The organism is Pirellulaceae bacterium (genome assembly GCA_029243025.1).
Lineage (GTDB): Bacteria > Planctomycetota > Planctomycetia > Pirellulales > Pirellulaceae.
In genome coordinates, this window is record JAQWSU010000045.1 from 130,623 (window position 1) to 143,593 (window position 12,971).

Genomic DNA, 12,971 nt, shown 5'->3' on the forward strand with positions numbered 1-12,971 from the left:
GTGATCTTAAATCAAGCTCAAGATCCCTTGCGCACGACTTCGATTTCACCCACATTGGGAAGAATATCGCCATCAACCAACCGATTAATTTTCTGCCAACCGAATCGATTTTCATCGATGGGTCGGAAGACACTGGTTGATGAACCGCGTCGACCGTCAGGGAGCGTCGCAACCGTTTGCGCAATCCACTTCCCGTCATTTTGCCGCCAATTGCTTTCGGCAAACCCACCATCTGAGTCAAATGTCCATGCGCGAATCTGTTTTTGATTCGGGTCCCAACCAATGAATTGCATGCCAGTCAACTCAACAGCACCTTCAATGGTGACAGCAAACGAACGTGTGATAAAATTTCTGTTTCGAGTCCACGAGCATTCGGTCGTGATTGTTCCGCGTCCCTCGGTATCGGTCCAGTCGCCGATCAACCACTCGAGCGCTTTTAACTCTTCGTAATGCGAGGGCATTAGTTCCGTCGCTTCATCCGTCAGCCGATCGATCAACCACTTTCCATTGCGTTTGACGTGGACCGCGCTATAGTCGGATTCGCGGGGAGGTTGATTCGGGAGAACCAGGGCAGCCGCACCTTGTTCGAGAGCAACATTAGGTGAGATAAATTGAATTGAGTCGACCGCTACAGCGAGCTTTGCTCCCTTGATTTTTGCAAACTGGCTAGCAAACTCCTGTTCCAAAGCGTCGCGTCCAACAATGGCGTCGCCAGAGAGACGACTCGTGTAGACGCCCTCGGGCGACCAGTGAGCAGCAATGGATTTTGCATCTGCCTTGTTAAATGCCTCAGTGTAGGTTGCGATGGCGTTTCGAATCGCTGCCTCGTCCCCACTCGCCTGTTGGGCATTACACGCCTGCGTCAAGCCGCTAACGGCTCCAATGATTCCAAGACCAACCAGCATCATCTGTTTCATCGTCAATTTCCTCTCGAGCATACGCATCCGCGCGTTAAATCAAAACGAAAGCCCCATAATACTTCCGCAAAGCAAAACAAACCGGGTTACACAGTCTTGCACTTTTAGCGGGAATTTCCAGCCGGGACTCGACTTCCACGGATGAATTATCCGGGGGGAGACAGATGCCTGCCATGTGGCGCAATCGTATCAATTTGAGAGATATTTGCTGATAAGTCCCGAGTTCGTGGCTTCACCGAACGCTGGACCGTAACTTGTCCCAATCACGGAAGGATTTGTTCGAAGGACTGATTGAGAACCGGGTATTCCCGCCAATCTCCGTAGTCAAAATGCCACCACTCAAACTTATAAATCGTGAAGCCCGCCTGCTCCATCGCATCGCGGAGCAATTCTCGATGCCAGCGAGCTCGACTGTCAGCCACGGGATAATCGGGAAAGGATCGTGGAGAAAACTCGTCGTAACCAGCGCCCATGGGAACCGGAAGACCGTTACTCAGATTGTACAGGGTTAGATCCACCGCACAGCCTCGATTATGCCGTGAGCCGTTAGCCGGATTTGCGACAAAGATTTTTTGATGAGATGGTGTTGCTTCCCAAAACATTTTCGTCACGAACCACGGACGGTAAGCATCATGTATGAGCAATCCGTACCCTTTGTCCTTCAACCATAAATGCGCGGCAACCAGCGCCTTCGCCGCAGGGCGCTGCAAAAAGGCTCGTGGCTGCTTGTAAAACGCAGCATTCATAAAGTTATTGTTCGACGCATAACGAATATCAAGCTTGATTGAACTGTCGAGTGAAGTCACGTCAACCAGATCAGGTTTGCGGTTGGCCTGCCTCAGTTTTGCCGGCATGGTTGCGTTCGTCGCGACCTCTCGCACTTTCGCAATGGGCTGCCTGGGCGTGATGCGAAACGTTTCCCCATCAACTCGCCCGACAAGGCGTCGTTCGAATGTCACCTCTGCGGCAATCACTTGCAGGACATCCCCTCGCTGATCGACAGCAAAAACGACTTCCTCATCCTGATAGAGACCGTAATCCGGAAAACGAAACCGCCTAGTTGCTGAATCTGCATCCGCAGGAATTTCTTTCAAAGGATAATGAAAGGCCCATTCGATCAGACACCACAGTTCCCCATGACGTTCGTAGATAAAGAGCGTGTTATGGTCCCATCCGTATTCACCCACAAGCCGTACCCAGCGTGATGGCAAGCGCGCCGGCGCATCATTGTTTTCCACACGACGATAGAACTGTCGATTCATCTTCCACGTATCGTCATCGATTCGCTCCAACCTTGGTCCGAAACCAAACACATCATCGGCGACCAAATCTGAACCTTGGGCTCGTATCTCCCGTTGCAACTCCAAACCAATCATGCTGAGCCGCCCGTTCGACTCCCGCAATTCTACTCGTTGATCAGAGCCCTCTCGCAAATACGTGCCATCCAGCAATCGGGCACGACTGATCGGGATCGCCGTGGTGGTTGGAAAAACAGCAAACTCCTCCTGATCGATTTGCAGAGCACCGCTCAATGCATGACGCGCGACACGTCGGACCACGCCGTTGGTTAAATCTTTGGCTGCGACACAGATAACTGCTAAATCACTTTCAGGCAGAGCGTAAAACTGCGTCGAAAACCCATAGACAGCACCGCCATGCCCCACTAACTTCTGCCCCTGAAATTCTGAGATATGGAAACCGATCCCAAATCCATCGGACTCATCGGACTGAGGCTTCATTGCCTCTTGCAAAGATTCAGAGGTCAACAATTGGCCTCGCTCACCACGCCCTTCGTTGAACAAGGCGACCGCAAACTTGCTCAGGTCAATGACCGTCGAATAGAGGTTACCCGCCGGAGAGGTTCCTAGTTCAAAGGTTGGAGCAGCGAATTTACGACCATCATGTGTCCACATCTGGGCATCAGCCAAACGCTCCCGCAGTGAATTATTTAGGGCGAAACGACTGTCCGTCATACCAAGCGGTTGCAGAACATTTTCCCAAATGACTTTCTCGAAACGCTGTTGAGTAACCTCACTGAGGACATGGCCCACCACGGCAACACCCGCATTCGAATATTTTGTCCGAGTCGATGGCTGATAGACCAATTTAGTTTGGTTCAAGCTACGCACCGTTGCCAACAACGAAGGCTCCGTTGGGTCGAAATAATTTCCTACCGGTGGTTCACGAACAAGACCAGCGCGATGAGATGCTAACTGCCGTAAAGTGATCGGAACCCCAAACACATTTGCCGGCGCAAAATCCGGATCGTAATCCGTCAAAGGCGCGTCAAGGTTCACCTGGCCTTGTTCAACACATTGCAGGATGGCAAGGTCAGTCAACAACTTAGACACGGAGCCAACACGATAGACAGTTCGCGCAGTGGCTGGCTGCGTCCGCTCAGCATCAGAAAATCCGAATCCTTCTGCCCATACGATCTCCTTACCAGAAACAACTGCAATAGACAGACACGGAATCCCTTTCCCCTTGATTTCGGCCTGAATGATGCCACACAGATGGTCACGAAGCTTTTGATAAGCCTCCGATACAGCAACATTATCTCCAGCGCAAACCAACGAGTGCGGAAACTGAAACAACAACAATAGGAATAAAACAAATTTCATGATTGACCTCTCGCTTGGCAAGTCAGCCTAACGACCTCGCATAGATCACTTCTACGATGCATTTCCCTGAATAACGAGACAGCCAACCGTAATTTTGCGACAAATCTCTGAAAACGCAGTATTTTTTTGACTATTGGAACCTATTCAACCACAATCGGCGTGCATTCCAAATGTCCGTTTTCGCAAGTCAGCGACGATTCCGCATTAAACAGCAATCGCTCAAACACCAATCGCTCAAACAGGAACCCGCTCGTTGTGTGAGGCAAAAAGGACGAAAACGCCTACTTAACATCATGTTTTATTTTGCAAAGTGAATGACAAATGAGAATTAAATTCGCATTATGCGTTGGGGCTGTCTTTTCCTTCGCTATTTTGATTCCCGAAGTGTCAGCTGGCCCGAAGGGAACCGTATTGGTACCCGCCATTCAATCGGGTTCAATTACCATTGACGGAAAATTCGATGATTGGCCGCTCGCAAGCTACACGACCGTGGCGCGGCAGCCCGTTTATCCCGAAGCGTTAGAGAACGAATCAACAGATGCTTTCGGCGATCATATCGTTTGGGAATTAGATCGAATCGCTGGGTTCAATGGTTCAATTGCTGCTGACTGGGATCCTGAGTCTCTGTCAGAATTCGGGGCGTCCGTTTACTTTGGTTACGATGAAAATTTCCTTTACGGACTAGGTGTTTTCATTGACGACGAGGTGAATGGCTCACGTGACGAAGGCGGCTTTTCAAATTTCCTAAATGACGGATTGGAAATCTTCATTGACGCCAAAGGCGACAGTGATGATCCAGCGGACGAAGCCGCATTCCCGAACTTTGATACCGAATTCGATGAAGAAGACTTAGGAGTCACAGCCAACACGGATGACTTCCAACTGACTGTTGGTGTCAATGAGTTTTTCGAAGGTGGCGCCGAGCAACATCTAGAACGTGGCGGTGATCCGGACATTATCAAGGAAGGATATCTCGACATCCGCGGAGAGACTGATCTTAGCTCGGTCGGCGGCAAAGACATTGCTCTGGAGCAGTATTCCAATTTGGGCGAAGCGGGCGCTCAAAATCCTGAAGTGCTTGCCAATCCCGATGCCGCATTGAGCGGATACGCAGTCGAATGGGTTGTTCCTTTCAACCTGGTCGACGGTTTCACTCCTGATCATGACATGGGCTTCGAAATCTTTTTCCGCGACACAGATGATCCCGATGATCCTGATCCCGGAATGGGCGGTGCAGGAATCTTCTGGACGGATTGGACACAAAACGAAATCGTGGGCAGCGACCTGGAAGCCGAAATTCCAACCGGTTTGTTCCATACAGGCACCTGGGGAAAACTGCAGTTTGTCGGAAGCCTGGATCCAACCGTTCGCCTCGATGATGGCTCATTAACAGATCCTACCGAGCGTGCCGATTACGTGCACGATGTTCTCGGCACTTGGATTGGTGACTCAAACTTTGACGGCGAATTCAATTCGACCGACTTCGTTGTAGTCTTTACGGCTGGCCAGTATGAAGACGATTTGGAAGGCAATTCAACCTGGGCCACAGGCGATTGGAATGGCGACAGCGAGTTCAATTCCAGCGATTTCGTCGCAGCCTTTGGAGACGCTGGTTACGAAGCGGGTGTGCGTGCGGCAGCAGCGGTCCCCGAACCGAGCAGTTTCGTACTTCTCTTGATCGGTATTCTGGGGTTCGTCCGTCGTCGACGTTAAACGTTTTGCCTGATCAAGTATCGCCCCATCCATGTGGCGATTGAAAATTGTTCGGACAAGCTCTCGTCAAAACTGCTTGCACGAAAAGCGTGAATAACAACGATCGGCGGCGGATTGCCCCTCCGATCAATGATGATGATGAAACACGCCAGCTTTGGAGCTGGCGTGTTTTTTTGGTCACTTTCCACGCAAAGCTGCACCGCTGTGAAGGCAACAAGTATTAATTGCAACTTGCTATTCGCTGCTTGAATCATCTCCAACGCAGCTGGTTGTAGCGCACCACTCCGTTCAATCCAAGAAATTCGCAGGTGACATTCCACTCCATCCACCTCTGCGAATCCACAGGTTAGGTTGTTGTGAATGACGACGACTCTTGTCACGCTCCTGACGAATCATGTTACAATTCGGCAATGACACGTGCACTCAATATTGCCGCCGTTGTGACAGAGTATCGCAAGTATTCCCACGCTCAACATATTGTTGATCGCTTTCTCTATGGTTATGGCTGGAATGGCAAGCACCATCGGCCCGCCATGCAGATCGTATCGATGTACACGGACCAATGTCCGGAAAGCGATCTTAGTCGAGATCGCGAACGCGAGTTCGACCAGCTAAAAATCTATCCTACGGTGGCCGAGGCCTTAACGCGCGGTGGTGATTCCCTGGCTGTCGACGGTGTACTGCTGATTGGTGAACATGGCGACTATCCAACCAACGAGAAGGGACAGCGGCTATATCCGCGTTACGAGCTCTTCCAGCAGATCACTTCGGTTTTTCGTGACAGTGGAAGATCCGTACCCGTTTTCAATGACAAGCACCTTTCATGGAATTGGAGATGGGCAGAAGAAATGGTCGCCACAGCGCGAGAATTAAATTTCCCACTCCTCGCCGGCTCATCTCTTCCATTAGCTCGCCGGCTACCAGAACTCGAAATCCCACGAGACGCCAAAGTCAAGGAAGTCATGAGTGTCGCCTTGGGCTCGCCTGACTCTTACGACTTTCACGCCTTAGAAGTGATTCAGTCCATGGTAGAAAGACGGGTAGGCGGAGAAACGGGTGTGATTTCCATGCACGCATTAAAGGGCAAAGCCGTTTGGGATGCGATGGCGACAGAGTCCTGGGATGCGGGCGGCTGGGACCCTCAGTTGCTGGAAGGCTGCCTAAGCCGAAGCCACAAACTCAAATCGGCGCGTGACACATACAGCCATCGTCTTCCAACTCTGGCCGAACTTCGTGCTCAACACCCAAATCCGGTTGCCTATCGCTTTCAATATGCTGATGGCTTGAAGGCGACCATGTTACTGGCGGACGGATTGGTCAGTGATTTCACCTTTGCAGCGAAAATTGAATCGCAGCCGAAACCCGTGTCAACGCTGATGTTTCTGCCGTATTACGATTTGCAGAATTTCTTCAGCCCTCAGGTTAATCATATTGAGAAACTTTTCCAGAGCGGCCAACCCGCTTATCCGATCGAGCGGACTCTGCTTACGACAGGACTAACCGCAGCCGGCGTTGACTCCCTCTTCCGCGGGCAGCGTCGGATCATGACACCCCACCTGCGATTCGCCTATCAGCCAGCAGACGAGTCAACCTACTGGAGAACCTAACATGTATACGCGTCGTGCTTTTCTTGGCACCACTGCGGCCACAACGCTGGCCACAACGCTGACTGGCAACAACGAAGCTGCCGAAGGTCGCAAACAAAAAATTGCGGTCGTAACGACGGCATGGCATTTCCAATCGCATGCCCAACACATGGTTGATCGCTTCCTTGTCGGCTATCCTCATGAAGGCGAATGGCACCATCCCCAGTGCCAAGTGGTCGCCGCTTATGTCGATCAAACACCGGATGGCGACCTGTCAGAGCAACGTGCTGCTGAGTTTGGTTTTCAAATCTACCCGACCATCGATCAAGCCCTGCGACAAGGCACTGATAAACTGGCAGTCGATGGGGTTTTGCTGATTGCTGAACACGGAGAATATCCTCGCAACGAAAAAGGGCAAATCCTTTATCCTCGCAGCGAATTCTTTCAGCAAATCGTCAACGTCTTCGAAAAAGATGGTCGCTCGGTTCCGGTTTTCAATGACAAGCATTTGTCTTATCGTTTCGACTTGGCCAAACAAATGGTGGACAACGCTCATCAGCTTTCATTCCCTTTGATGGCCGGTTCGTCTTTGCCAGTCACCTGGCGTTTACCCTCCGTTGAAATGCCAGCAAATTGCCGAGTACGCGAGGCACTCATGGTGGGCTGTGGCGGATCCGACGCGATGGACTTTCATGCACTGGAGGCCATGCAGTGCATGCTCGAGCGGCGGCGTGGAGGCGAAACGGGAGTGAAGTCGGTTCAGGTCGTTGTTGGCGAACAAGTCTGGAAAACGGGCAAACAGGGAGTCTGGTCTCGTGACCTGTTGGAAATGGCACTCTCCCGCAGTAACGAATTGCAGGGAATCAGCCGCACAGAGGCCAAACCCCAAGATCTGACTCGCAGCGGCCAGTTGCAAGAGTTGGTGAACGATCCGGTCGCCTATTTCATCGAGTACATCGACGGTACGCGAGCTACCCTGCTGATGCTCAACGGCGCTGTGGCAGATTACACTTTCGCCGCCAACGCTGTCGATGAAAATCAACGAAGTCACAAACTTTCAACACTTTTTTACCTGCCACCCACGCCCAACGTCACCTATTCTGCAGAGCTGATGAATCGGGTCGAACATATGTTGATAACGGGTAAGTCGCAGTATCCGGTTGAGCGCACTTTGCTAGTGAGCGGCATGCTCGAAAGCTGCCTGGAATCCAAGCACCTCAACGGCGTAACCGTTTCCACACCCCACTTGGCCGTAAGGTATGAACCGACGGCCGAATCTCAGTTTGCTCGCAGCTAAACGTTGGAGACTTTTGTCTTACACAGCCTAATCACCCAAGGGACTTTGGTAAAACGGTTGTGCAAAGCAGGGCCATCAAAGAGAATAGGCAGAGGAGCTTTTCTCCCTGCGCGCAGCGTCTTCACCCCATCACCTTTCCGAAGTTGATTCATCGAATGAGCATTTCTTATCGCAAACGACTCTCGCGCGCCTGGCTTTTCTCTCTGTTGCTTCTGCTGTCATTATTTTCCGTGACAACGAAACGGGTAACGGCACAAAATAGCGGCAAGCTGCTGGTCGATCAGTTACGAGCGATCGACCAATCCCAGCTTGTGGATGATGCGATGGAACGGGGTGATGCACAACGGGGCGCGATTTTGTTCCACCAGGCCCAGATGCAATGCGCGAAATGTCATGCAACAGGTCGAGAGGCATCGTTACTGGGTCCTAATCTGTCTCGATATGACGAGAAGGTAGTACGGACGCATTTGATCGAATCGATGCTGGACCCCTCCAAAAAGATCCGGGAAGGGTTCCAAACCGTCGTGGTCTTGACTGCCGACGGAATTTCAACGACCGGAATTCTGGCAGCCGATCGGGGCGATCGCTTGGTTGTCCGCGATGCCTCGAACGATGGTCGTGAAATGGAACTCCGCAAACAGGAGCTCGAGGACTGGTCCTTATCGGAGCTTTCGTTGATGCCCGAGGGTCTTGTGAATCAACTTGGCACTCGACAACAGTTTTACGATTTGGCCCGATACGTCATTGAGATTGCGGAACAAGGCCCTAAACGTGCAGAAGAACTCGAACCGCCTGCCGCTCTGACGCAATTGCCTCCCTTACCCGAATACGAAAAAGACGTAGATCATCGCGGCATGATCGCTACCTTTGACGCAGAATCACTGCAACGGGGACAGAAGATCTACAATCGCGTCTGCGCGAACTGCCACGGTACGATCGAGCGAGAGGGATCTCTGCCGACGGCTCCTCGTTTTGCCACGGGAAAGTTGAAGAACGGGAGCGACCCCTACCGGCTCTACCAAACACTGACTCATGGATACGGCATGATGATGTCGCAACGCTGGATGGTGCCTCAACAAAAATATGATGTCATTCACTACATGCGTGAGTCCTATTTCAAGAAACGCAATCCCAGTTTGTACCGTGGCATTGATGCCAATTATTTGGCCAACGTGCCGTCCGGTACGACTCGTGGTCCAAAGCCCATTCGCCTAGAACCTTACGTGGTGATGGACTACGGACCTTCGCTGATCCATACGTACGAAATTCAATTAAATAACCCGGGCGACGAAGAACGGGTCGGATGGAATCTTGGCCGTGGTCCGAATGCAGGCGATCCCTGGGCAAATCCCGATGAGTACTTTGCCCCAGGTGAAGCGCCAAACTTTGCCTATAAGGGAATTGCCGTACGCTTGGATCCTGGCGCAGGCGGGATTTCACGCGGTGCCCAATGGATGGTCTTTGACCACGACACGCTGAGTGTCCAGGCCGGTTGGAGTGGCACGGGATTCATTGATTACAGCTGTATCCAATTCGATGGAAAGCATGGCTGTCACAATCGCTTGGTGGGAGAAATCGACTTTGAGAATCCAATCGGCCCGGGTTGGGCACAACCGCTTACCGGCAGCTTTACCGATCCGCGACCGGTCGGCCGCGATGGCAGACCTTATGGGCCAATTCCCCGCGATTGGGGTCGCTACCGCGGACTGTATCATCACGGCCAACGCACCATCCTGTCGTACTCCGTGGGCGGCGCTGCCATCTTAGAAATGCCAGGCCAACTGAGCAACGAAGACGAGGCACCGATTTTCACGCGACAGTTGTCGATTGGACCCGCAGCACATCGTCTCAGCTTGCGAGTCGCACCCGAAGGCAACACAGTATTGGTCCGGGGAAGTGACGAGACGGAGATCGATCAACGCGATGGCTTCATCGTCATCGACATCCCAGCCCGCGATGCGACCATCAATGTGGAAGTGCTCATCTCAAGCGCAGCGATCAACATCAATGAAAACAACCTGCCCGACTTGATCGACCTGCGCACACTGACAAAGGGCGGACCACCTCGATGGCCACAACGAGTTACGACTCAAATCGAAACGGAATTCGACAAAGTGTTCACGGTCGACAGATTGACGTTGCCTACTGACAATCCTTGGAATTGTCAGGTAAGGGCTACTGGCTTGGACTTCTACAAGGACGGCAAACGTGCAGCCCTTTGCACTTGGGATGGCGATGTATGGATCATTAACGGGGTCGACCAGGCGTCTGGCGAACTTGTCTGGCAAAGAATTGCATCAGGCTTATTCCAGCCACTCGGACTTAAGATTATTGACGACCAAATCTTCGTGACCTGTCGCGATCAAATTGTGATTCCTCGCGATTTGAATGGTGACAACGAAACTGACTACTATGAGTGTTTCAACAATGACCACCAAGTCACGGAACATTTCCATGAATTTGCAATGGGCCTTCAGGCCGATGAAGAAGGCAATCTGTATTACGCCAAAAGCGCTCGACACGCGAAGCGCGCTGTAGTCCCTCACCACGGTACATTATTAAAAGTCACTGCCGACGGGGAACGGACCGAAGTGATTGCGACTGGATTCCGCGCCGCAAATGGCGTCTGCATCAACCCCGACGGTTCGTTCTTTGTGACCGATCAAGAAGGGCACTGGAATCCCAAAAACCGAATCAATCGGGTCACCCAAGGGGGCTTCTACGGAAACATGTATGGATACACTGACGCCACCGATCCAGCCGATGAAGCGATGGAGCAGCCGTTGTGTTGGATCACGAATGCCTTCGATCGTTCCCCAGCCGAGTTATTGTGGGTCCCCAAAGGCAGCTGGGGACAGCTCAGCGGTTCACTCCTAAACCTCTCTTATGGTTACGGGAAGATCTTTATCGTGCCCTACCAACAGGTGGGCAACCGCATGCAAGGTGGCATGTGCGAACTGCCGATTCCAATGTTTTCGTCCGGATTGGTTCGTGGTCGATTCCATCCAGAAACGGATGACTTGTTTGTCTGCGGAATGTTTTCCTGGGCCGGAAGCCGACAAGCACCGGGGTGTTTTCACCGAGTGCGTTACCGGGGCAAACCGTCTCACTTACCTGTTCATTTAAACGCCTACGAACAAACACTCGCGATCACACTAGCTGACCCGGTTGATCGAAAAACGGCCTCCAATCCGGCCAACTACTCGGTGACTGCCTGGGATTTGCGAAGAACGCCCAATTACGGCTCGAAGCATTACAACGAGCGTGGACTCAAAATCAAATCTGTCTTTGTCAGTGAAGACGGACGCACGCTAATACTCACCCTGCCCGAGCTTGCCCCCAGTTGGGGAATGTCAATTCAATACAGACTCAAAGGCAGCAACGGTCGACAGTTCGAGGGCAACATTCACAATTCGATCTTCGAACTGCCTACCAATCCCAATGTGAGCGCCTCAAACCGATAGCTGGTACCAACTCGTTTTGAATTTTTAGCGACGGGTATCCAGCATGAATCCCGACAATCGCGTCTGCTGACGGGCTAGCTGCCAGAAACGCTCGCTAATCCGCTGCTCGCCGCAGCCATCTTGCAGATGCAAATAACGAATTATCCCGCGATTTTCCGTTGATCAGTTGGCAACGAAGTCTGCGTGAACAATCGAGAAATCGTCATTTAATTCGTCGCGGCCTTGCAATTCCCGAACGTAAGTCAGCAGTTCTTCTGATTTCGTCGTTCCATCCGCAATGGGTTGCTTCATAAACTCCAAGAACTCTTCCATGGTCCACATCGTTCCATCCGGCTTGATAATTTCGAAGACCCCATCGCTGAAGAAATAAAGTTGGTCTCCAGGTCGCACCTCACTGGTTTGTGACGGGAAGGTTGAGTCCTCATCGATCCCGATCATCGGGCCCGACGAATTAAGTTCCCGTAGTCGGTCATTATCAGTTACATCGGGCGCGATCAATAACGCAGGGGGATGAGCCGCACCTGCGTGCGTCAATTGCCTGGTCTCACAATCATAAACTCCATACCACATCGTAAAGAACAAATCATTCTGTCGATCCATTTGAAATGCTTGATTCACGCGCATTAGCACACTCGATGGATCCTTGAAGTTGGTGTCAGGTAATGTTCGCGACCTCAAGGTGTTGAGTACGGAAACGGACAATAACGCCGAACCTACCCCATGCCCACAAACATCAAGCAAACACATCGCCAGGCGTCGGTCATCAAGCCACTGGTAGTCGAATGCGTCTCCCCCTAACGCGGCTGATGGCACGAAACTCCAGTCGATAGAAATTGGCGACTTCATCGGGAGTGGCAAAAGCGAAATCACATAGTCTGCAGCGCTATCTAATTGGTCGCGCAAGATACCTTCGCTTCGTTGTAAAGCCTCATAGGCCGCTTGTCGCTCTAACATAGCGATGTAGCCGCGAGAGTGATATCGAATTCTCGCGATCAATTCCAGCCCATCTGGAATCTTGACCAGATAGTCATTTGCACCCCGCGCGAATGCTTCGGCCTTTGTCACCGCCTCCTCTTTCGTACTCAGTACGATCAACGGCGTATCTTTTGTTTCTGCTTGGGTGCGATACTGGGGCACCAAATCAAGCCCATCGATTTCAGGCATGACCAAGTCTTGGAGGATCACGGTGGGCCCCAGCTCAGCCGCTTTTTGCAAAGCCTCGGTAGCGTGCTGGCAATAGTGGTAGGTGATGTCGTCCGCTACCGACAAAATGCGTCGAACGGCTTCACCGATGATTGGTTGATCATCGACCAGTAAAACAATGATTTTGTGTTCCGATAGACTTGTCGCTTGGGCTGCTAGATTCATCCGTA

Annotated in this window: 8 protein-coding genes; 4 read left to right on the forward strand and 4 right to left on the reverse strand. The window is 51.8% G+C overall.

All coding sequences use genetic code 11. From position 1 onward, the window contains the following. Positions 1 to 17 precede the first annotated feature (17 nt). Both P8N76_19525 and P8N76_19530 read right to left on the reverse strand, forming a co-directional pair. Complete coding sequence (locus P8N76_19525) at positions 18 to 917, reverse strand: SgcJ/EcaC family oxidoreductase (protein MDG2383873.1); 900 nt, start codon at positions 915 to 917, stop codon at positions 18 to 20. Between the two features lie 263 nt (positions 918 to 1,180). Next, complete coding sequence (locus P8N76_19530) at positions 1,181 to 3,538, reverse strand: serine hydrolase (GenBank protein ID MDG2383874.1); 2,358 nt, start codon at positions 3,536 to 3,538, stop codon at positions 1,181 to 1,183. A gap of 321 nt (positions 3,539 to 3,859) precedes the next feature. On the opposite strand from P8N76_19530, the gene P8N76_19535 reads away from it, so the two are divergent. After that, positions 3,860 to 5,251 carry a PEP-CTERM sorting domain-containing protein gene (locus tag P8N76_19535; GenBank protein ID MDG2383875.1) on the forward strand — a complete coding sequence of 464 codons (1,392 nt, stop codon included), beginning with the start codon at positions 3,860 to 3,862 and terminating at the stop codon, positions 5,249 to 5,251. Here the strand turns inward: P8N76_19535 and P8N76_19540 are convergent. Beyond that, on the reverse strand, positions 5,248 to 5,631 hold the full coding sequence (locus tag P8N76_19540) for a hypothetical protein (GenBank protein ID MDG2383876.1): 384 nt from the start codon (positions 5,629 to 5,631) through the stop codon (positions 5,248 to 5,250). The genes P8N76_19535 and P8N76_19540 overlap by 4 nt on opposite strands. 30 nt (positions 5,632 to 5,661) lie before the next feature. Between P8N76_19540 and P8N76_19545 the strand changes: the two genes are divergently transcribed. From P8N76_19545 to P8N76_19555, 3 genes are all read left to right on the forward strand, one after another. Further along, a complete protein-coding gene (locus tag P8N76_19545) occupies positions 5,662 to 6,858 on the forward strand; it encodes a hypothetical protein (GenBank protein MDG2383877.1) in 1,197 nt (398 codons plus the stop codon). A gap of 1 nt (position 6,859) precedes the next feature. Beyond that, entirely contained in the window at positions 6,860 to 8,134 is a 1,275-nt protein-coding gene (locus P8N76_19550; GenBank protein ID MDG2383878.1) for a hypothetical protein, read from the forward strand. A gap of 155 nt (positions 8,135 to 8,289) precedes the next feature. Then, entirely contained in the window at positions 8,290 to 11,598 is a 3,309-nt protein-coding gene (locus tag P8N76_19555) for a c-type cytochrome (GenBank protein ID MDG2383879.1), read from the forward strand. Between the two features lie 162 nt (positions 11,599 to 11,760). Here the strand turns inward: P8N76_19555 and P8N76_19560 are convergent, their stop codons facing one another. After that, positions 11,761 to 12,966 (reverse strand): SpoIIE family protein phosphatase, encoded by a 1,206-nt coding sequence (locus P8N76_19560; GenBank protein ID MDG2383880.1) that lies wholly within the window; start codon positions 12,964 to 12,966, stop codon positions 11,761 to 11,763. Positions 12,967 to 12,971: the final 5 nt, after the last annotated feature.

Excerpts from the sequence above, each read along its gene's own strand:
- P8N76_19525 (MDG2383873.1), bottom strand. The coding sequence starts at position 917 with ATGAAACAGATGATGCTGGTTGGTCTTGGAATCATTGGAGCCGTTAGC.
- P8N76_19530 (MDG2383874.1), bottom strand. The coding sequence starts at position 3,538 with ATGAAATTTGTTTTATTCCTATTGTTGTTGTTTCAGTTTCCGCACTCG.
- P8N76_19535 (MDG2383875.1), top strand. The coding sequence starts at position 3,860 with ATGAGAATTAAATTCGCATTATGCGTTGGGGCTGTCTTTTCCTTCGCT.
- P8N76_19545 (MDG2383877.1), top strand. The coding sequence starts at position 5,662 with ATGACACGTGCACTCAATATTGCCGCCGTTGTGACAGAGTATCGCAAG.
- P8N76_19550 (MDG2383878.1), top strand. The coding sequence starts at position 6,860 with ATGTATACGCGTCGTGCTTTTCTTGGCACCACTGCGGCCACAACGCTG.
- P8N76_19555 (MDG2383879.1), top strand. The coding sequence starts at position 8,290 with ATGAGCATTTCTTATCGCAAACGACTCTCGCGCGCCTGGCTTTTCTCT.
- P8N76_19560 (MDG2383880.1), bottom strand. The coding sequence starts at position 12,966 with ATGAATCTAGCAGCCCAAGCGACAAGTCTATCGGAACACAAAATCATT.